This window comes from Acinetobacter nosocomialis NIPH 2119 (genome assembly GCF_000368085.1).
GTDB lineage: Bacteria > Pseudomonadota > Gammaproteobacteria > Pseudomonadales > Moraxellaceae > Acinetobacter > Acinetobacter nosocomialis.
This window is the reverse complement of the sequence record NZ_KB849239.1, coordinates 1,246,044-1,267,960: the sequence shown is the minus strand read 5'-3', so window position 1 is coordinate 1,267,960 and position 21,917 is coordinate 1,246,044. Positions and strand designations below refer to the sequence as shown.

The following is a 21,917-nucleotide window of genomic DNA, read 5'->3' as shown; positions in this document are numbered from 1 at the left end:
GCCAGTTGTGACCACAAACTTAAATTTACTTAATTACCAAAATGATAGCGTAGACCTATTAAATATGTACGTGGAGCTGCCGGTGTATAGCTCACTTCATTATTACTAAAAGAAGTGCTTTCAGCATAATGTGTATCTGCCACATTTAAAATCTGACCATATAGTTCATAGGCCTTTTTACGATAGTTTGCACGCAGGTTGAGTACCGTATGACCATCATATTTTTGAGTATTGGCGTCATTAATCCAATATGAACCTACATATACACCTTCTGCTGAGAGTAATAATTCGGGGATTGGCTTAATTTGATATTCAAGCGTACCAAAAGTTTTTGGTGCGCTCGGCATATCATTTCCACTGTAGTCAATAGTAGCAGACGGCTGGAATTGTTCATAACGATGGCGAGCCCAGCTACCTGAAATTTTCAATTTTTGGTCAAGCTGATCGGAAATTTGCCAAGTTCCACCGACTTCAATACCTTCATGAAGAGTTTTACCTGCATTACGTGGTTCACGGGTATTATCGGGTTTAGTATAACTAATTACTTCATCTTCGCCATTTAAACGATAAAGCGTAATTTCACCATCTAATCGGTCATTGAATGTTTGAAAACGGACACCTGCATCAATATTGGTAAAAGTTGCTTCAGTTAAATTCGGAGTAACTAAATTTGCGCCGTAAAGGCTACTGACCTCTGGTGGAACAAAGCCTTGTGACCAGTTTGTATAGAAGTCGATTTGAGGAGTAATATTCCAAATTGCTCCTAATTTTGGACTAGCCTTATGAAAATTTCTTGTTTCATCTGGAGCGCCAGTAACATTAGAAGGAGTTAAATTATTTTGATAGTCATAACGAATCCAGTCATAACGTGTGCCGCCGACTAAGTTTAAGTTAGGCAAAGCTTGCCAATTCACTTGAGCATAGATCGCTTCATTATCAACGTCGACATCAAAATCACGTAAAAGCTTTCGCTGTTTAAAACTCGTATAAATACGTGTAACAGGATCTCGAAAAACTTCAATATCATTAGTTCTGCCCTGAGTCGGTGAGTGCTCAGCCATACTACCCACGACTAACTTGAATTGGCCTAAAGTTGCTGAGTGTTGTAGGTTGACTCCATAGGACTGAAAACTATTATAAGTGGTCTGCCCGCTGTAAGTTCCTGTTGCAACTCCATCTTTCTTGTCAGTTTTTATGTTATAGCTTGGATTTTGCTCGGTTGTATTATCCCGATAATATAAAGTGATTTGACTTTGCTGTTGATCATTCCAGTCATAACTTAGTTGGGAGGATATACGTGTTGCATCTACTTCCCGGTAAGTAAATGTTTGATAGCTATAACCAGGCCGTTGACTATAATCTTCAGTATTTAAGCTACCTGTCATATCTGCATATAAGTGGTTATAGGTAAATATATTTTTCAGTTTAGTTGAATCAGAAATTTGCCAGTCATGACGTACTGTAATGCTTTGTTTATCCGCTTCGGCATGATCTTGCCAGCTATCACCACGATCACTGGCATAGGCAGAAACTCTTAACCCATGGGTGCCAGTACGAGTATCAAAGGTATCAGAAGCTCCCACGTCAACACGGCGATAACCTTCACTACTTGCGCTCAGATCAATATCTGCTGTTGGTGTGGCACTCGGCGCCTTGGTTAAAAAGTTGAGGGTTCCGCCAATTGCATTACTTCCATAAACACTACTTGCTGGTCCACGTAAAATTTCAATATTGTCTACACCCGCCATATTCATCTCATACAGGGCATTATGGTTAAACACACCTACAGGTCGAATTGAAAGGCCATCTTCTAGATATTGATAAACAGCAGCAGTAGTCATGGGTTGGCGTATAGACATCATGTGCTGTTCATTACCAAGATCATTCATCAAGACTCCTGGTGTTTGGTTTACAAGTTGTCCAATAAAAGTGGCATGTTTATTTTCTATTTGCTCACTATTGATTTGGCTAATTGCAGCTGGAGTTTTATTCAGTATTTCACCTTCGCGACTTGCCGTGACCACAATCGTTGCTAAGGTTTTTGTGTCATTGTTTGCTGGTGTTAAGTCTTCAGCAAAAACTAGAGAGCTAGTTGAAGCAGATAAGCATGCTGCGCTTAAAACAGATAAGCGAAATTTGAGGGATGACATAGAATGACCCTATAAAAAGCAATAAATTTTGAATCCCTGAAAATAGGGATGAGAAAAGTTATGGTTTTATAGAGCAGTTGGTGGGGCGTGTTTAATCGGTAAAATATAGAAAGTAAGGGGGCGTTCTAGTTGTATGGTCCACGTATGACACAGACATCGTACACGGCTAAACCAACATAAAATTAAAACAAAAATCAAAGCAATGAGTGGAATTAAAATTGCTGCATCTAGGCCATGCGTACATAACGGGCAATGCTTCATGATTTGAGTAGCTAGAGCAAAGACTTCTTGAGCATGCGAACTATGAAATTTATCTTGAACAGATTCCATATGGTGATGAGCATGTGAAGCGTGATGCTGCTCCATATTAAAATTTTGTTGGTGGGCTGAATGCTCTAATACAACTGGTTGGCAGTGACTAGGCATAGTATACAACTCAGGTACGATGCCAATTTGCACAAGAGTAGGCAAAAAAATGTGCCATAGTAAACACAGCAAAGTGATAGCACTTAAAAGCGTGCGCCACTTCAGCAAATGTTGACGGAAACTCAGCACCATATTTTAGGCGGTCGTAGTGGAAAAACTCGTCGAAGTATAATCAAAAACGAATAGCTGTCATAGCTGAATTCCGACCAAACAAAATAAAAAAAACCCTCAAAAATGAGGGTTTAATCTTCAATCTTTAAAAGATGAATTAACGGTTAGGTAAAACATCTTTTAAAGCTTCATGCATTTCAAGCAATGTCTTTTCGGTAGTTTCCCAATCAATACAACCATCAGTGACTGATTTACCATATTCAAGGTCGCAAAGATTTTCAGGAATATCTTGACGGCCGCCTTTTAAATGGCTTTCGACCATAATACCTACGATAGACTTATTACCATCTAAAATTTGTTCAGTAATATTTTTAAGAACGAGCGGTTGTAAGTACGGGTCTTTATTTGAGTTTGCGTGGCTCGCATCGATCATGATTTTGTTGCTAACTTTTGCTTTTGCTAAAGCATTTTCTGCTTCTGCAACAGAGCCAGCATCGTAGTTTGGCTTACCATTACCGCCACGTAATACTACGTGTGCATAAGGATTACCATTTGTATTAATAATTGAAACCTGACCGTCTTCATTTAAGCCTAAGAAACTATGGCCATATTTAACAGACTGCATGGCATTGGTTGCGACAGTTAAACCACCGTCTGTACCATTTTTAAAACCTACTGGTGATGATAAGCCAGAAGACATTTCACGGTGAGTTTGGCTCTCGGTTGTACGTGCACCAATCGCAGACCATGAAATTAAATCTTGGTAGTACTGTGGAGAGTTAGGGTCAAGTGCTTCAGTTGCACAAGGTAAACCTTTTTCATTTAACTCAAGTAAAAGTTTACGACCAATACGTAGACCTTTCTCAATGTTAAATGAGTCATTCATATCTGGATCGTTAATTAAGCCTTTCCAGCCAATTGTTGTACGTGGTTTTTCAAAATAAACACGCATAACTAGATATAGAGTATCTTTAACCTTTTCGCTTAATGCTTTTAAGCGGTCAGCATATTCGTGAGCAGCTTTTGGATCATGGATAGAGCAAGGACCAATAACGACAAATAAACGTTTATCTGAGCCATCTAAAATATTACGAATAGTTTCGCGGCCTTTTAGAACAGTTTGGGAAGCAACATCAGATAATGGAAGTTCTGACTTAAGCTCAGCGGGTGTTACAAGAGTTTGGATACTTTTAATGTTAACGTCGTCGATATCTGGCTTTGAAACGGAATTTGAATGTGTAGTCATTGCTGTCACTGGTTCGATCATACTAAAGGTTGTTTTGTGTACTGAATATACCATGAAATAATTATGAAAATACTACATCTCATGGCAATTCAGTTTGGAAAAATCCTATTGATTTTACTATCTTTCAGTCGAGTTGCCTGTTTTTTCAGCAACTACTGCTTGTTGTACCACAGCTGCTTTTGGTTTGGCTTTGACTGGGTGGACCATAAAGTTAACACCAAGAGCAAATAGAGTAATACCCAAAATTTTACGGATTAAACGTTCCGGCATACGTGAGCTAATTAATGTGCCAATAATAATTGCCGGAATAGAACCTACCAACAACCACATAAGTAGCATAAAGTCGACGTTACCGGCACTCATATGTCCAAGACCAGCAACTAAGGTTAGTAATACTGCATGTACGACATCTGATCCAATAATTCGAATCATTGGTAAGTTCGGGAACATAATCACGAGTGCCATAATTCCAAAGGCACCAGCACCAACAGATGATAACGTTACGAATACACCTAGAATAATGCCCATAATCACAATATAGGTGCGTTTATTTTGAACAGCTAATTGCTCATTTTCAGTTTGGATATTCTCTTTATTTCGGAATTTATTAAAGAACTTTTCAATACGAGTACGGAAAATAATAGAAACACCAGTCAAGGTCAGCATAAAGCCTAATACCATTGTTAAAACAGCTTTATAGTGTGTTGACTGACTTAAATAATGTTCCAATACCCAAGCAGTACCGAAAGACGCAGGAATACTACCCACTGCTAGCCATAAAACGATAGGCCACACGATATTGAGTTTTTTTGCGTGAACCATTGATCCACAGAACTTTGAAATTGCGGCATAAAGTAAATCGGTACCAATTGCGATATGCGGTTCAATTCTAAAAAGACCAATTAAAATTGGTGTCATTAATGACCCACCACCAACTCCTGTAATACCTACACAGAAGCCAACTAACATACCCGCTAAGATAAATTCAAAAGCACCAGACATCTTTATCGCCACTTATCACGAAACGCAGATATCTTATTCCTTTTAGAGATAAACAGTTGTCATGAATAATGATTTACTTATGCAAAAAAACGCTAAGCAATTAAAAAAATGCCTATTTTGATGGAATTTTATTCAATTTCATGACTTGGATGATGATTTGAAAGCTCTCAAAGGGTTAAGCCAAAGTATGAGTAAAAAGGTAAGAGGTGTTGCAAAGATCCACCAGCTGACAAAACCAATTGAAAAACCATATTTTTTGATGAGAATAAACCCGCTTAACGCAAATAGTAAAAAGGCCAATATCCTCAACAATGAATAATATTTTTGAGCTAAAGATTTGAAATGACCAGTTGATTTAGGTGAGCGATATTTTTCAGTCGATATGAATAGTAAATACATGCCTAGTAAAGTCAGGATAAACACAAAGAACATCATGAATTCACCTCAATATTTAACTTATTCAGCTTTTTTTGAATTTTTTCTATGGCTTTATATTGAATCGGTTTAATTTTAAAAAATATGAAAAGGGCTAAGGCTGCAAATAACCAGAAAAAAATGTCTATGCGTGCAAAATCCCAATAAGCATTAAAGTTTTGGACATAATGATTTTTTAGCAAATAACTTATATTCAAGAGAGGAAGTGCTATACAAAGCAAAATGAAGATGCCAAGTTGAGTTCGCCACAAATATTGTTTTTTAGTGATGAGTGCAATAATCAAGCTTATTAGCCACACCAAGAAGAAGCTATAAATTTCATAATTGATAGTAGTTGTCGTGACTGTAAACAATCGATTTGCATATAAATAAGCAAGTGTTGCACAAGGCAAACCTATAAATGTAGCAACATTTAAACGATCAACTAAATAATGCCCAAAATGAAACTTACTAGTTTTCTTTTGAAGTTGACGTTTTAGGCTCCAAAGTAACAAGCCAGATGCAATCATTACACATCCTAAAATACCAGAGAAAAACAACCCTAAGCGAAGTAAAGGCTGAGCAAAAGTTGCCATATGTAAGCCATATACTCCAGCATAAAGTGTAGCAATAGGACTATGATTACGTGTATCACCCAAGACTCTGCCAGTTGACGCGTCTAGTGTGATTTGTGCTTGATTACGGGTAATAGAACGGTCTTCTTGCTGAATAAATGTAATTTGAGCCTGATTCGTATTTGGGTTTTTAACACTCATAGTTGCTAAAGTTTGATTTCCCCAACGTTGCTGAACTTGACTCAATAACTTCTCAATAGCTAAGTTTTGAGCAGGTTGAATCGATTGGTTCTCAGAGACCGTCTTTGTGCGAATTTCGGTAAAATATTGATATGGATTATCTGGATAGAGTTTTTGCATTCCCCAAGGAAGATATAAATAGAAGAAAATAGCCAAGCCTGTAAAAGTAATAGTCAAAAAGAAGGGTAGTGCAATAACAGATGAAACATTATGAAAATCTAACCATGAGCGCTGAGACTTAAAGGTCCGTAAAGTAAAAAAGTCGCTAAAGATTTTTTTATGAGTAATAATGCCTGAGATTAAGGCAATTAACATAATAAAAGCCGCTAAAGATACAACGAGCCGTCCAATTAATATCGGAATACCAAAAAGTTGATAGTGAAAACGATAGAAGAAGTCACCACCTTCAGTTGCTGAAAGTTTTAGTTCTTGACCAGTATTTGCATCAAGTGTTGCATTTCCATAACCACCGTCTGGTTTTTCCCAATACATGGTGTTAGCAGGACTTTCTGCGGTAGCAATAGTTAAATACCAAGATTTGGCATCTGGAGCGTTTTTTTGTAAGTACTGATATGCTGTTTTAATTGCTACATCTTGTTTTATTTCATACTGTGCAAGTGCTGGTTGCATCCACAAATTAACTTCATGACGGTAATACGACAAACTCCCCATTAAAAAAATAGTAAATACGAGCCATCCAAAAATTAATCCAGTCCATGAATGCAGCCATGCCATAGATTGGCGTATACCTTTATGCATAACTCACCATTCGTGTCACAATAAAGAAAAGGGTAAATAGCACGATTGATAGCCCAGTCACTTTCCATAACGATTGAATGCAAAAACCTACCATCACAAAAAATACATAAAACAAAATAGAGATAAATGCTGCCAAATAAATGGCTTCAGGTTTATCTAAAGTCAAATGAAAGATACCAGTAAGCCCAAGACTTAAATAAGCCATACAGGCATAACCCATACCGAAAACGACTAAAAATCGATAGAAAACTTTTATACGATATGACATAGGGAGATTTAATGTTTTGGACATCTTTACTGGCACATAAAAAATAAAAGAAAGCCAACACCTAAAGTGGAGTTGGCTACGCGTTTAATATTTAAACTTTACAGCAACCGTATAGTTGGCTGAGGGTCCATAAAAGCCTTGACCATTAGGGAAACTATACAAATATTTCTTATCGAAAATATTATTTCCATTGGCTTGGAGCGTAATGTGATCATTCACTTCATAGCTCGCCATTAAATTTACTAAGGCATAAGCATCTTGCTTGATGGTGCTGTTTGCTGTCGAGTCGTATAGCTTCACGGCATCTTGCCATTGTAGCCCTGCGCCAACTTTCAGCTTAGGTAAAACTGATGGTGTATAGGTAGTCAGCAAATTAAGGGTTTGGTTCGGATTATACGTTCTCGCTTCGCCACCATTTTTAATATCTTTAATACTAAATTGAGCATAGCCAAAAGCAAGATTGACGTTATCAGTGATTTGACCAGATAACCCGACTTCGACACCTTGTGACTCTAAATCGCTGGTTGATACTTTTCGATTAAGTGGATTTCCGTCCGAGTTACGTAGTGGGTAATTGTTTTGTTCGGTTTTGAATACTGAAAGCGTTCCAGTTAAACGGTCATCTAGCCATGAGCTTTTTACCCCCATTTCATAGCTTTTACCTTCAATTGGTTTTAAAGCTTGATTGGTATCTTGATCAATACCAGTTTGTGGACGGAAAATTGAGGTATAGCTCATATAACCTGTATATTCAGGTGTGAAGTTATAAGTTAAGCCCGCATACGGTGAAACTTTACTTTCACTATATTCCATAGGCGAACCATAGCTTTCGCCTTTACTCTCGGCTTTCACATAGTTTGCACCTAGCAAGAGTTTTAAATCTTCATTGAGATGTAAGCGGGTAGCAGCATAAATTGAATCTATATTTTGCGTATAGTTCGCTGCTTCTGTGAAATCTGACCACGTTATAGATTGAGGTGTCCAACTTGCCCAGTTTGTAGTGGTCGAATTGATAACATTACTATCGTTAATTGTTCCCGTAGATTGTTTATCGTGTTGACGACTACGTACATAGTTATAACCTAACGTTGCTTCATGCTCTTGGTTAAAGAGCTTATAAGTTCCCTCAAGGTTAAAATCTACAGCATGTTGTTCTTGATGCTCTTGGCCACCCCATGGTGTCAAAGACACTCCTGAACCATCAGCTTTTGGATAACCATAATAGTAAAGGAGGCGACTGTTATGCTTGTTATCAAGATAGTTATAAGTCAGCTTAGCTGACCATTGATCATTAATTTTCTGTTTTAATTCAACAAAAGCATTCTGTGTTTCATTATCCCAATGCGCCCAGTCAGGGTTTGGGTTATAGGAGCGATCATAAGAAATTTGTTTGCCGTTGGCATCAAGCAAGGGTAGAGCACCCCAGTTGTTTGCATTCGGTTTATTTTTTTCTTGGCTATAACCTACGGTAAGTAATGTTGTATCTGTTAAATCAGCTTCAACAATACCAGCGAAACCATTTTTTTCTGAAGAATATCGGTCAAGGTATGAGTCACCAGTTTGCTCATAGCCCATAATACGACCACGGACTTTTCCACTTGGTAGAATTGAGCCAGATACGTCAGCCTCATAACGCTGAGTATCCCAAGACCCGTAACTTATACCTCCGCTTGCTTGAAATTCTTGGGTTGGGCGTTTTCGAATATTATTGATGGTTGCACTTGGGTCACCAAATGCATTCGTTAAAGAATCAGCACCTTTAACGACTTCTACACGATCATAAAAATAAGTATCAGGATTAGTATTGTTATAGTTATAACCTGAGAGGGGAAAACCTACGCCGTCAGTTAAAATATTTGAAATTTCAAAACCACGAGCCATATAAGTAGTTCGCTCAGTTTCCTGATTGGTTACTGTGACTCCGGGTGTATTGTTTAGAACATCTCGGGTGCTAGTAAGCCCAAAATCTTCAATTTGCTGACGAGTAACGACATTAATAGTTTGAGGCGTTTCTTTAGCCTCAATGTTAAGCTTAGTTGCACTGCTAGAGTTCTTAACATTATAGGCTTTGGTTTGTTCAGAAGACTGCTCTGTACTTGTAGCTTTAACTTGAATCGTCTGCAAAGCTTGTATATCTGCATCTTGAGCATAAGTGAGATTTGCATAACAAATCGCGCAGGCGATTACAGAAAGTTTAAATGGTCGAGGTGGGATGGTCATAATAGTAAAGATAATGTAAATAATTCTCATTTATTTTATTGTTTGTAAATGTAAGCTACAATTCAAATCACATTGTTAATTTTGATTAAAAGATAGTGCATGAGTGTAATTTTAGATTGTGGTGTGCTTCTGCTGGCTTTAGCCATATATATTTAGCAAGTTCAAGATTAATAAGCCTCTATGCTAGAATGCATTATTTGAAATTTTTGGGTAAATCGCCTTGGCAAATCGAAAACTTAAAATAGGCATTGTAGTTGGGGAAGTTTCTGGAGATACACTGGGTGTGAAACTTATGCGTAGTTTCCGTGAACAAGGAATCGATGCTGAGTTTGAAGGAATCGGTGGACCCCAAATGATTGCTGAGGGTTTTAACAGTTATTATCCAATGGAAACTTTATCTGTAATGGGGATTGTTGAGGTATTAAAAGATCTAAAAAAACTATTTGCCGTGCGAGATGGTTTAATTAACCAATGGACTCAGCAACCGGTTGATATTTTTATTGGTATTGATGCACCCGATTTTAACCTCAGACTTTCTAAAAGTATTAAAGAAAAGAATCTTCCGATCAAAACAGTTCAATACGTGAGTCCATCTGTTTGGGCGTGGCGCCAAGGGCGTGTACATGGCATTAAACAGAGCATAGATTTAGTACTTTGTTTATTTCCGTTTGAAAAAGTCTTTTATGAGCGCTATGACGTTCCAGCGGCCTTTGTAGGTCATCCACTAGCAAAACAATTACCACTCGAAAATCCAATTCAAATTGCTAAACAGCAATTGGGCCTTAATGAAAATCAGAAGTATATTGCTTTATTACCAGGTAGCCGAAAAGGTGAAGTAGAGCGACTTCTTCCTATGTTGCTGGGTGCTGCTAATATTTTGCATACCAAATATCCAGATATCCAATTCTTGATTCCGGCCATTAATGATGCCCGTAAGCAACAGATTGAGCAGGGTGTTCAACAATTAGCGCCCCATTTAAAGGCTTGCATTAATATTTTAGAAAATACAGATAGTGAATCTAAAATTGGCCGTATGGTCATGAATGCAAGCGACATTATTGCTTTGGCTTCTGGAACGGCGACGTTAGAAGCAATGTTAATGCATAGACCGATGGTCACTTTCTATAAATTGCATTGGCTGACCTATATAATTGCTAAGCTTTTGGTCAAAATTCCTTACTATTCTTTACCGAATATTATTGCGGGTAAAAAAGTTATTGAAGAGCTGATTCAGGCAGATGCTACGCCAGAAAATTTAGCAGCTGAAATAGAAAAACTAATGAATATTGAAACGGCGCAAATTCAAGTAATGCAACATTTAACCATGCATAAACAACTTATTTCAGGAAATACGGAAGATCCTGTTCAGGCTATTTTGAAATGTCTGAATAGCTAATCTTTAGGATTTTGATTGGCTAATTGCTTTTAATCCTGCTAATGAAAATTTTTTGAAATGTTCAATTAAAGCATGCAATGGCATCTGAGCAATATTTTTAAGAGGCTCAGGTGCTTGAGCATTTGGTCCAGCAATAATGAGCATCATGCAAGGTGTCATCACGCTTAAAATACATGGTAAAACCGCTGGATCATTTTCCTCTAAACCAGCAACTTGACTAATTAACTTACGAATAAGAAAAAATTTTCTCATACCTGTAAGTTCAATAAAACTTAATAAATGCTCAGAAGGTGAAAACAGTTCACGAATAAAAACTTTGCCATGCCAGACATCTTTTTCTGTCAATTTATGCAGTAAAGTTTCAAGTAGTAAACTCAATTTTTCTTCAGGAGAGTAAGTGCTTTCGACAAGTTCTAGTAAGTATTGTTCATCTAGATAGTGGGCATGTGCTTCCACCAAAACTGCTTGATATAAACCATCTCGACCATCAAAGTGATAGTTAATTGCAGCTAAATCGACATTAGCAGCGTTAGCAATTGTTTTGTTCGCTGTTTTTGCAAAACCATACTGGGCAATTAATGGTCCTGCTGCCTCAATAATTTTGGTCTTTGTTAAGTCACCATCACTTCGTCTAGATCTGGACATGTTTAAACCTAATTTTCATTCACCATAAAAGTATATCTTTTATTCAAAGATTGGAGTAATTTAAATTTAAATTGAATTTAAACTAAGAAAATTTGAATTTAATAAAGGATAATAAGATGAATAAAAAAGTGATTGCCATAGTCCTAGTTATTATAGCTCTGGTTGTCATCGGTTTTTGGGTGTGGGGATATAAGACTAAAAATCAAGAAGATAGTAATTTGACTCTATATGGAAACGTGGATATACGCCAAGTTTCACTTGCATTTGAACAGTCGGGCCGTATTGAAAAACTCTTAGTTCAAGAGGGCGATAAAGTTAAAGCCGGTCAAGTATTAGCAACTCTGAATACTAATGCATTACAAATTCAGGCAAAGCAAGCCCAAGCACAACTCAAAGCTCAACAAGAAGCTATCGTTAAACAACAAGTCGGAGCTCGGCCAGAAGAAATTAGTCAAGCAAAAGCACAACTCGCTTCTGCTCAAGCTGATTTAGATAAAGCCAGTAAAAACCTGCAAAGGTTACAAATATTGGTGAGTAGTACGGATGGTAGGGCAATTAGCCAACAAGAACTCGACTATGCCAAAAGTAATCAACATAGTGCTGAAGCAGCAGTCCGTGAAAGACAAGCTAATTTAGAATTGGTCATTAAAGGCGCTAGACAAGAGGATCGAGAAGCAACCAAAGCACAATATGACGCAACCAAAGCGAATTTAGATCTAATCAACTATAACCTTACTCAAGCTGTACTAAAGTCTCCTGTAAATGCAGTGGTGAGAGCGCGACTACAAGAAGTTGGAGATATGACCACTGCGCAAAAGGCAGTTTATACATTGGCCTTAACCGATCCAAAATGGGTTCGAGGGGCGGCCACGATTCGTACGGAATTTATCAAAAGTGATACTAACATTATAAATATTATAAGTAATTCCGTGCAATTTTTTGCAACTCAAAAGGGACAACCATTAGTATAGTACATGAGTACATTGATCCCAGTATTGGCCAGAACCAGCAAACGTGAACTACCTACCCAGATGCAGTGATCTCGATTTGCAACCAATGTACAAGTACGCTATTCCTAAAATTTTAAACCCATCTGTAAGCTTGAGTATTATCCTTATCGTTCCAATAGTTACCATGAAGTTTTATAAGAATACTCCATAATTCTTCTCTTTCCTCATCACTAAAACTTTCCGCTAATTGTCCATGATCTCTATATAGGCCCCAAATATTCTGTTCAGCATTTGAAGAATGTCCCCATTGATAGTAAAGAAATATTAAACCACTGACGATACTATTTTTTTTCCGATTTAGTATTGCAAATTGTTCCATGTTTCCAATAATAGTTGGATGACCTTCAATACCATTAAAAGCTATGATAGGCATTCCTCTATTTCCAAATGCCATAGCCCAAAATTCACCACTTTGAATGTACCCATCATTATTGAAATAGGGCTGAATAATTCCATCTCTCTTATTACTATATAGTTGTAATAGACTCCAATTAACTACCAAAAAAGTTGGTGTGTGGGTAAACTGCTCAGGTTTAATATTTTGCTGGATTTTTGCTATCCCTTTATCAATCATTTCTAAAAGATTGTTACACTCCCAAGGTGACATGCAAGTTTCACCAAAAGCTACACTATTTCCTGCCTGCAATTGTGCATCAATGCTTATTCTTGCATTTAATGACTGTTCTTGATGTTCTTTTAAATTTTCTTGACTATTCACTAATGATGGAGTTTTTACTTCAAAGTAACATTTTTTACCGCTTTTTAAGGTGATTTCAAAATCTGGAGTCTGATGCATTGAAGTTTCAATAATTTTTGTTAAGCATACGCCTTTATCTAATGCTATTGCAAAGAAATAAGCTTCCCCCATGTCTTGTACAATTTTTTCAATAGATGCAATATTTGTAAAAGCATTGATCTTATCAATTGTATTTCTTAGATTAGTACAATAATTTACTAAAGTCTGATCATTCGTTTGATGCCGTATTTCTTCAATATATTGAAGAACTCCCTCTTGTAATGCTAAGTAGGCATTACCCCCTACTTTATCGAGATCGGCAAGCTTCTTCTTATAGATAGTTAATAAATTCTCATTACACATATTTTTTCCAAGTATGGGTAGGGTGTAGCTAACTATAGCTGATATACATGTAATTATAAGTATTTAGGTCATTTTTTAAGTGTAAGGTGGAAAGAATTATTTAATAGATTCTTTTAACTTTCACTTAATGAGAGGGCTGGCAACGATTTATAAAAAAATTACTATTTTGTTTTATAATATTATAAATTAAAGAAATAATAAGGCTAAAATTAATACAGAACTAATTTTTAGCCATTTTGAGTTTACGTGTATCCCTTAATCCAGAATTCTTAATAACGGTCTTTTCTTCGGTAATTCTAATTTAGCCAATGAATCAAATGTAAGCTGATTAAAATCATTTTCTGAAATACCTATCTCATCAAGCATTTTATTTTTATCAAAACCAGGTTGTGATGCAAGTAAACCAATGATTTTCGGTAACATAACACTTTCATCACGATGAGTTTCTTCTGGTTCACTTGTATGATATCCCATTGAGGTAATTTTCATCGAGTTGCTTCGATTAACCCAATCACTAATTAGCCCCAATTTATGCGCTTTGTAATTTATAGCCTTTAAAGATGTTCTCCATGTTTTTTTATACTCAATCATGTTATCAATAGATAGATAGCGGGGAGCAGTGGCAAAGAAAGCATCTGTTGGCATTAAGAATTCTGATGAGAATTGATCAGCTTCTGTCTCAAGAATTCTGTTATCTCTCTCGATACGAATATCTTTATTGTGAGTATGCATAACAATATGCCCAAGTTCATGGGCGCAATCAAAACGTGACCTTTCAGCAGATTTAAAATTATTTACAAACATAAATGGACTGCCGCTTTCATCATCAAAGAAAGACAATGCATCAATTTCTTTAATTTCAAGTGGCAATCTAAAAACCCTAATTCCTTTTAGTTCACATAACGAAATGACATTGTTGATAGGTTGGTTTCCTAATCCCCATAAGGCTCTTAGTTCTGAAGCAATTTTTTCTGGATAATTTTGCTCGCCTAATGCCTCTGTAATATCTAAATCAGGTCGATGAAATTCTGGCAATTTCATTCTTTGAGTCAAATACTTATTAATATTCATTGCTAAAAGAGTATGGGCTTCATTTGACTTTCTGTGTTGGGCTTTGATTCGTGCAACAGAACGATAAAAAATATGTTCAGTCTGCTGAGGTTGTAATCCAACATTAGTGATGAAAAAAGAGAGTGGCAAATTCAATGCAGTACAAATAGAAGCTTGATCATTTTCATTAATTTCTTTATCAGCATCTAATAGTTGTTTTACTTTAGATGTAGAACAACCAAGTTTTTCTGCAAATTCAGAGTTGCTAAGACCACGTAATTCTTTAGCAATACGTAAACGATCCTTATTAAACACTTTAACCTCAAACCTATCCTACAAGCTGAATATCAAAATCATCTGGCTTAATTTCACTAGACGGATCTAACACAGGCTTGGTATCAACTTTTATTGGGAGTGTATTATCTATTTCACAAGCAATTCTGCAAGAGTGATTGCTAGGTAAAATGTCGATTTTTGTTTTATTTGGTGTTTGAACAAAACTGGTAGGATAAGCGATTTCAAAAGGAATCGCTGGGATATCGGTTGCTTTATAAGCTGGATGAGAAGTGGATGGGAAATATAAAATCCATGTACGCAACTTTGATCCATCATCATAAGTAGATTGATTTTCTTTAATGTTTTTTAAAGTCATGTAGCCTTTTACACACGATGCAGAAAGGACTTGATCTTGAAGTCCTAATGCTAAGTTACCACTCATAAAAATAATTTGGATATTTTTAGCCGTATTTTCAATTCTCGGCTGACTATCGTTATGAAACTCCCAAGCTGGGTCTGTTTTTCTTAGTAAAAGTGCAAGTTGTTCACCAATTTTACCCCAGCGGGAGATGAATCTAGACTTATGATAAATTGTATCTAGTCTAAAGTTCGCATCGCCAATCATAATTGCTTGTTTGATTAATTCTGGGTCAGGTAATCCTAGTTCTAAAGCTTTCAGCCGGCCACTCACACCAAAGAAGAAGTCACAGGGAGTAGGTTCTGAGTCGTTTAGAGAATCTTTGTCAAGAAGTTCAAGATTCATATTTTTAATCCAAAATAATGTATAGGTATGTCTTTTTTATAGCATCATTTGATGTTAAAAAAAAGACATTTTGTAAATTTGGTGATATATTATCTCGACAAATATCCTAATTAGCATGAACCAAAATAGATCTAAGAGTAACTATACATTATGATTTCAATAATAGATGATGCAATTCTTAACCAACTCAGAGATTGTCAAATCAAGAGTATCGAAACTATAGCAAATTACCTGGCTGACGATACTAAGCGTTCATGTCTTATTAGTTTACCAACTGGCGCTGGTAAAAGTGGTGTTATTTGTACAATAGGTCATTTTTCTAGCTTTGAAAAAATTTTGGTAGTAACACATAGACGAGCAGTATGTAATCAATTGTACAAACAATTGAAAGGTAAGTTCTTTGAAAAAATCCTATCTAGTGAAATAGATTATAAACAATTTCTAACTAAAAGAATTTTCAATCAAATTAATCATACAGAAGAAAATGGTATCTACTGTACAACTTTTCAGAAAATTATTACTTTAAGCGAAGATGAGTTATTGGCATTAAAGACTACATTTAATCTAATATTAATTGATGAAGGTCATGCAGAACCATCACCTAAATGGGGCACTGCAATTAGAGAGTTAAAAGCAAAAAAAGTAATAATAACAGCAACCCCATACAGAAATGATCTTTTTAGTTTTGACATAGATGCTGAGCATAGTTATATCTATACTTATAAACAGGCTATAGAGGATCGGGTCATTGTTACACCAAATTTTGAAACCATAAATATATCAAAATCTATAGAAGAAGCTGATTTTACTCAACTCTATGAAAAAATAAATCGTATTAAGGAAATACAGCCCGACTCTGTCTGCATTATTAAATGTAAAGAATTTAGAGATATTGAGATATTTTTTACTAAGTTTAAAGAGACTTATAGAACGATAGCTATTCATGATCAATATGAAAATAAAAATATTAAACATGCGTATAATAATGTTCCAGCTAATTTAGCTGAATTGAATTATGAGGTCTTGATCCATCAGAAAAAATTAGATGAGGGAATTGACGTACCAGAAGCAAAAATTTTAATTCTCACTTACCCTGTAGGCAGTGGTAAAGAGTTAGTTCAGACAATTGGAAGAGTAGTAAGGATATATAAGGATTATCAACCGACTGTTTTAGAAGTTTCAACAGAAAGCAATCATAGTCTATGGAACAACTATCTTGAATTTGATGAATATATCTCTAATCCACATTCAGCAAAACGTTTTTTAAATACACTAGATACAGCTCTTCTAGTAGATAATTACTTAGAAGTTTTTCCTGAACATAGTTATTTTGATTCTGGCTATAGAAAGAAGTTTAATTTTAATGAATTTGATCCTATTACCTCTTTAGAGATTCCTCTTGCTTCAGTATGTTTTTACTACAAATTAGATGCATTTAGTTTAAATGATTGTATGGATAAACTTTATTGGGAGTTTAATAGAGAGGGGGCATTAACAAAACCTAATATAGAAATAGGTGTTATTACATCAGTATGTTTTAATAATTCTAGATTCCTTAAAGATAGCTTGTTTTTTGAACCATCTTTAGAAATAATGGTGATAAAAGAAATAGGAGATATTGTTGCAATATTTGATAGTAAAGGTCGAAAATTCAATGGTAGAGATGATCTAAAAATTGGCAGAGCTATTGATGTAGATAAGTTATTTACTGTGGTTGCAGAAACGAAGAAAACCAGAACAAAACAAGCAAATACACGTGCTCTTCAACTGAGCAAGCATCGCCCTGAAAGTATTTCCTTAAAAAGTGTAGATCTAGAAGCTATAAATCATTCGCAATCCAATGCAGCATATGCAGTTACTACAGCTATAGTATCGAATATTAATGAACAAGATAAAGTTGCCTCATCTTATTACTTAGGTGTAGGCTCTGGAAGAATATGTGATCAAAAGAATTCTAAATTCTCTTATGAAGAGTTTATTGAATGGATTGATCATATAAATATTTTATTTGCAGCTAATCAACAAACAAAAAGTGCTTTTTTAAACTCTTATTCACAAGCTGTAGAGTATCTTCCTACAGAAGATCCTACGTTATGCATTTTGGATCTAACTGATATTAGTGGTTTAATAGAGGTTGGTTACAATGGTTTTAGACAAAATATAGATAATACTTTTATCTATAAAAGATACAATAGAGGTATTTCTTTCTTTAATCTATATTACCATCCTGATGATGATACGATAAATAAGTTAGAAAATTTCATAAGTTTTGAATTTAATGAAAAAAAAGAGATTCATGCTATATGTGATACTGATCTGGAATTTTTTATTGATAACCAAAAAGTTGAGTTAAAGGAAATTTTCAATAATATAACAGTGCAACTTCTATTTAGAGATGGTACAACTTTTTCACATGGCCATTTCTTTAAACATAGGTTACCTACAGAGAAAAATGAACTGAATCATAATATAGTTAATAATATTATACCTTTACCATGTTTACTAAAACCTAACTTATCTGAAAAAGATGAAGAGAATTTAGCACCTACAAACTTTAGTATTAATTCAGTTTTTCATTTAATCGACCAAATGTCTAATGTCAAAGATCCTAGTGTTAGTCTAAATGACTTAGGTCACTTTTTTGAATATTTACCAAATATAGATCTAATGCTATGTACTGACATGGGGACTGAACCAGCAGATTTTATTTTATCTTCAAAAGATAGGGTTGTATTTGTTCATGTCAAATGTGGTGATAGTTCCAAATCTCCACAATCTTCTGCGGGTGCCATTTGTGAAGTTGGAGGCCAAGCTCTAAAAAATCTGCATTATTTATTGAATAATAGCCCTTCAAGATATGGGAATATTACAAATATCCAAAAGGCATGGCCTAAATCAACTGGTAATAAACATGGAGTATGTCTAGATAGCCGTATTCGATTGTTTAATAAAGCCTTTGATCTTAGCCACTCCTTAGATGATGTAATTGAGATAATTGATAAACGCAGACAAGACCCTTTGGTACGTAAAGAAATATGGTTAGTTATTGGAAATGCTTTTTCGCACCAGCATTTTATATCTCAACTTAAAAGTCCAAGTACAGCTCTCCCTGAAACTGTTCAAGCATATCAGTTACTAGATACCTGGTTTAGTCAAACTTCAAACCAAGATGTAGATATGAAGATATTTGTGTCTCCATAAGTTGATTGATTTAAATTTGTTTTGGTAGAACAGATTTTTTGTCCTCAATCAGCTTAATGACAGCATTCAGATTTTCAATCAAAACTACCTGAGCGTTAAGCTGGGCATCTTTAGCATGAATATCTTTTTGCATTTGTGTTAGCTGATGTTTTAGGGTTTCTAACCCTTTTTCATATTCAGCTAGTTTAGCAGAAAGGCTTTTAACTACTTGTTCTTTAGAAAGGTTGGTTTGTTGTTCTACTAGAAGCTGTTTATCTATCTTAGTTAATTGATTAGATATATTTTTATTTTCACCTGTCAGTTGTTCGTTGTGCTGTTTGGATAAAGTAAGTTCGGTATCCAAGGCCTGATTATGGCTTTTTAGATTTGTAATCTCGTCTTGTTTAATCACGATGGTTTGTTGCAGTAGTTTTATTTCTGCCTGTAACTGTTGTACCTGTTGTTCATGTTTACGGTTTTCTTGGTCTCGTTGTTCTTTCACAGACTCACGATAATGTTCTAGCGACTTTTGGGCATGTTGGTACTTTTCTTCCAGTGATTTCTGGAAATTTTTATGGTTAAAAATTTCTTCTTTTAGACTAATAACTTGCTGTTCTAGTGAAGAATTTTGAATTTGCTTTTCTTGGAGCAAGGCTTTGGTATTGTGGTAAGCATCTAACTCTTGTTGAGAAGCTAATTCGAGCTGTGTCAAACGAGAGGTGAGGGACTCTATTTCATTATGTAATAAATTTACAGACTTTTCATGTTCCTGCTCTTTGTCTAATAACATTTGTGTGAGTTTTTCTACTTCAATATTAGCTTCAACTTGCAACTGTTCTGCAAGGCAATGAATTAAATGTTCAATAGATTCACTAATTGTAATTTTCTTGATTGTTCCTTTTTCTTCTTCTATTTCCAATTCTTTTAAATACTTATGTATTGTAGTTTTTGAACCAGTATTGCCTAATGCAATTCGTACAGCATCAACAGAAGGGTATTGTCCTTGAGAAATTAGAGTATCTCTAACTTTCTGTATATCACCTTTACTTAGTCCAGAACGAGCCATGATACAATTCCTACAATTTTATTATGTATTACATGGTACATAATTACATACCGAAAAATCAAATATTATGAAGAAAATTTATACAAAAATTAAGGCAGGATAAGATGTAGTTATCCTGCCTTATTAGCTTTTAGATAAGAGAATATGGTAATTTTATTACATAATTTAAAGGGGAGAAAAATAATGCTAAGTTTTGATGAATTTTTGGATCAACAGGAAGAAGAGCCAAATTATTTACTTTTAGAAGTTCCAACTATACTTTTAGGGAATATTACCTTAGAAAGTTACTGGCAAAAATATGATAGTACTTATAGCTATAGGGTTGATCCTGAAGACCCTAAGATTCCGTTGCAAAGACATGTACATATTGCCAAAACAAAACATACTGCAAATAAAAATATGCAAGTGTCATGGAATGTAAATGGCACTAGACACGATAAGGGTTCATTTAATGATAGTGTTGGTAAAAATAAAAAAGTTCGAGAAATTGCAAAGAAAGTTCTTAAATTAGATGGTGGTATTACCCTTGAACACTATACGGAAAGCGATACCGATAATACACTTTTACTTGAATGTGTATATAATACTGAAAATATAAAAATTTTATTAATTAACTAATTGATTTTTAATTAACTTTTGATAGTGAAAGATTCCTAAAAATTTAGTCCTAGCATGCTTAAAATATTAAGCATGCTAGGTACAAATATTGTTATCTATAATTGATTTCCACACTGGCATGTACAATTTCTTCATGTATAGACAAAGCACGTTTTACGATTTCTGGGGTTAAGTTATGATCCTGTGTATCAAGTGCAAGAATACTTGAGAACTTGCCTTTACCCACTTTCCAGACATGCAAATCTGTAATCTGTATCGTTGGATTTAACTCAGTAATAACTTCCCGAATTTCCTCAACCACTGGCTCTTTCATTTCAGCATCTAAAAGGGTTTTACTGGTTTGTTTAATTAAACCCCATGCCCATTTGGAAACTAAAATTGCCCCCACGATACCAAGTACGGCATCAAGGAAATTCCATCCAAAATATTTTGCTGCAAAAAGGGCAATGATTGCCAATACTGAAGTGGTTGCATCTGCAATAACATGAAGAAAAGCAGCCTTTTGATTTAGATCATGTTCATGGTGGTGGGAATGATGGTCATGGTTGTGGTGATCATGATGATCGTGGCTATGATGGTGATTGTCATGTAGTAACCATGCACAGACCAGATTCACGATTAAACCTAAAATGGCGATTAGGATTGCTTCATTATAATGAATCTGTACTGGGTTAAATAATCGTTCAATTGAGCTATAACACATCATAGCAGCAACAACCATTAATAAAATAGCACTGCTGTAACCTGCAAGAATTTCAATTTTCCATGTACCAAAACAAAACCTTTCATCATTGGCATAGTGTCGAGCAGCACGGTAGGCAACATATGCCAATCCCAAAGCAACCATATGTGAACTCATGTGCCAGCCATCAGCAAGCAGTGCCATCGAGTTAAACACAATCCCACCAAAAATTTCAGCAACCATCATGACGCCTGTAAATATCGTTGCAATCAAGATTTTTTTCTGGGCTAAGGGGTTACCCTCATCAAATTGATGAGAGTGTTGGGTTGATAAAAGATTGAGCATATTGTTATTTCCATGTTAAAATACCCCATACAGTATATTTCCATTTGGAGTAAACTTTCAATGGCTCATTTACAGCACAATAGGAAAGTCCTGAATCGTATTAGTCGTTTGCAAGGGCAAATGAATGCAACCTATAAATCGGTAAGTGAGGGTAAAACACCGTGTATAGAGGTATTGCAACAAGTTGCTGCAATTCGTGGGGCTGTTCATGGGCTAATGAACGAACTATTAGAAGACCATCTAAAAAATCATGTTCTCTCCGATAGTTACGATGAAACTGAACTGGAAATTTTTCTGGATTTATTAAAAAAGTACAAATAGGACTTGCTTTGTATTTTTTTAATAGTATTTTAACTTTGTTCAAAGATTTTGCTTG

General features: G+C 35.4%; 18 protein-coding genes and 1 pseudogene. 5 read left to right on the top strand and 14 right to left on the bottom strand.

All coding sequences use genetic code 11. The annotated features are described in order from the left end of the window. Positions 1 to 29: 29 nt before the first annotated feature. The 8 genes from F984_RS09935 to F984_RS09905 form a co-directional block, all read right to left on the bottom strand. Complete coding sequence (locus tag F984_RS09935; RefSeq protein WP_004709012.1) at positions 30 to 2,150, bottom strand: TonB-dependent receptor; 2,121 nt, start codon at positions 2,148 to 2,150, stop codon at positions 30 to 32. 66 nt (positions 2,151 to 2,216) lie between these two features. Then, complete coding sequence (locus F984_RS09930; RefSeq protein WP_004709010.1) at positions 2,217 to 2,708, bottom strand: hypothetical protein; 492 nt, start codon at positions 2,706 to 2,708, stop codon at positions 2,217 to 2,219. A 136-nt stretch (positions 2,709 to 2,844) separates the two neighbouring features. Continuing rightward, positions 2,845 to 3,954, bottom strand: a complete 1,110-nt coding sequence (locus tag F984_RS09925; protein WP_016805781.1) for a 3-deoxy-7-phosphoheptulonate synthase — start codon at positions 3,952 to 3,954, stop codon at positions 2,845 to 2,847. A 96-nt stretch (positions 3,955 to 4,050) separates the two neighbouring features. After that, positions 4,051 to 4,935 (bottom strand): sulfite exporter TauE/SafE family protein, encoded by an 885-nt coding sequence (locus tag F984_RS09920; RefSeq protein ID WP_004709006.1) that lies wholly within the window; start codon positions 4,933 to 4,935, stop codon positions 4,051 to 4,053. Positions 4,936 to 5,073: 138 nt separating this feature from the next. Continuing rightward, positions 5,074 to 5,370: a hypothetical protein gene (locus tag F984_RS09915; RefSeq protein ID WP_004709004.1), complete on the bottom strand. Its 297-nt coding sequence runs from the start codon at positions 5,368 to 5,370 to the stop codon at positions 5,074 to 5,076. Further along, entirely contained in the window at positions 5,367 to 6,923 is a 1,557-nt protein-coding gene (locus F984_RS09910; RefSeq protein ID WP_004709002.1) for a PepSY-associated TM helix domain-containing protein, read from the bottom strand. The genes F984_RS09915 and F984_RS09910 overlap by 4 nt, the downstream gene beginning before the upstream one ends. Continuing rightward, positions 6,916 to 7,215 carry a hypothetical protein gene (locus F984_RS0103820; RefSeq protein ID WP_004709000.1) on the bottom strand — a complete coding sequence of 100 codons (300 nt, stop codon included), beginning with the start codon at positions 7,213 to 7,215 and terminating at the stop codon, positions 6,916 to 6,918. The genes F984_RS09910 and F984_RS0103820 overlap by 8 nt, the downstream gene beginning before the upstream one ends. A gap of 60 nt (positions 7,216 to 7,275) precedes the next feature. Then, complete coding sequence (locus F984_RS09905; protein WP_025469308.1) at positions 7,276 to 9,411, bottom strand: TonB-dependent siderophore receptor; 2,136 nt, start codon at positions 9,409 to 9,411, stop codon at positions 7,276 to 7,278. A gap of 220 nt (positions 9,412 to 9,631) precedes the next feature. On the opposite strand from F984_RS09905, the gene lpxB reads away from it, so the two are divergent. Next, positions 9,632 to 10,807, top strand: a complete 1,176-nt coding sequence (lpxB, locus tag F984_RS09900) for a lipid-A-disaccharide synthase (protein WP_004708995.1) — start codon at positions 9,632 to 9,634, stop codon at positions 10,805 to 10,807. A gap of 3 nt (positions 10,808 to 10,810) precedes the next feature. Here lpxB and F984_RS09895 read toward each other — a convergent pair whose 3' ends face one another. Next, a complete protein-coding gene (locus tag F984_RS09895; RefSeq protein WP_004708993.1) occupies positions 10,811 to 11,452 on the bottom strand; it encodes an error-prone polymerase regulator EppR in 642 nt (213 codons plus the stop codon). Between the two features lie 116 nt (positions 11,453 to 11,568). On the opposite strand from F984_RS09895, the pseudogene F984_RS09890 reads away from it, so the two are divergent. After that, positions 11,569 to 12,312, top strand: a pseudogene (locus tag F984_RS09890) (biotin/lipoyl-binding protein); the annotation flags it as partial. 223 nt (positions 12,313 to 12,535) lie between these two features. On the opposite strand, the gene F984_RS09885 reads toward F984_RS09890, so the two are convergent. From F984_RS09885 to F984_RS09875, 3 genes are all read right to left on the bottom strand, one after another. Further along, complete coding sequence (locus F984_RS09885) at positions 12,536 to 13,561, bottom strand: hypothetical protein (protein ID WP_004708988.1); 1,026 nt, start codon at positions 13,559 to 13,561, stop codon at positions 12,536 to 12,538. Positions 13,562 to 13,816: 255 nt separating this feature from the next. After that, positions 13,817 to 14,926, bottom strand: a complete 1,110-nt coding sequence (locus tag F984_RS09880; RefSeq protein ID WP_004708986.1) for an XRE family transcriptional regulator — start codon at positions 14,924 to 14,926, stop codon at positions 13,817 to 13,819. Positions 14,927 to 14,939: 13 nt separating this feature from the next. Further along, positions 14,940 to 15,650 carry a hypothetical protein gene (locus F984_RS09875; protein ID WP_004708984.1) on the bottom strand — a complete coding sequence of 237 codons (711 nt, stop codon included), beginning with the start codon at positions 15,648 to 15,650 and terminating at the stop codon, positions 14,940 to 14,942. 150 nt (positions 15,651 to 15,800) lie between these two features. On the opposite strand from F984_RS09875, the gene F984_RS09870 reads away from it, so the two are divergent. Then, on the top strand, positions 15,801 to 18,851 hold the full coding sequence (locus F984_RS09870; RefSeq protein WP_004708981.1) for a DEAD/DEAH box helicase: 3,051 nt from the start codon (positions 15,801 to 15,803) through the stop codon (positions 18,849 to 18,851). Positions 18,852 to 18,861: 10 nt separating this feature from the next. On the opposite strand, the gene F984_RS09865 is transcribed toward F984_RS09870, so the two are convergent. Further along, a complete protein-coding gene (locus tag F984_RS09865) occupies positions 18,862 to 19,896 on the bottom strand; it encodes a DNA-binding protein (protein ID WP_004708979.1) in 1,035 nt (344 codons plus the stop codon). A 183-nt stretch (positions 19,897 to 20,079) separates the two neighbouring features. Here F984_RS09865 and F984_RS0103815 point away from each other — a divergent pair, with 183 nt between their 5' ends. Continuing rightward, positions 20,080 to 20,514 (top strand): DUF6367 family protein, encoded by a 435-nt coding sequence (locus tag F984_RS0103815; RefSeq protein ID WP_004708977.1) that lies wholly within the window; start codon positions 20,080 to 20,082, stop codon positions 20,512 to 20,514. A gap of 91 nt (positions 20,515 to 20,605) precedes the next feature. Here the strand turns inward: F984_RS0103815 and dmeF are convergent, their stop codons facing one another. After that, complete coding sequence (dmeF, locus tag F984_RS09860; protein WP_004708976.1) at positions 20,606 to 21,541, bottom strand: CDF family Co(II)/Ni(II) efflux transporter DmeF; 936 nt, start codon at positions 21,539 to 21,541, stop codon at positions 20,606 to 20,608. Positions 21,542 to 21,601: 60 nt separating this feature from the next. On the opposite strand from dmeF, the gene F984_RS09855 reads away from it, so the two are divergent. Next, a complete protein-coding gene (locus tag F984_RS09855; RefSeq protein WP_004708970.1) occupies positions 21,602 to 21,862 on the top strand; it encodes a metal/formaldehyde-sensitive transcriptional repressor in 261 nt (86 codons plus the stop codon). The last annotated feature ends 55 nt before the right edge of the window (positions 21,863 to 21,917 follow it).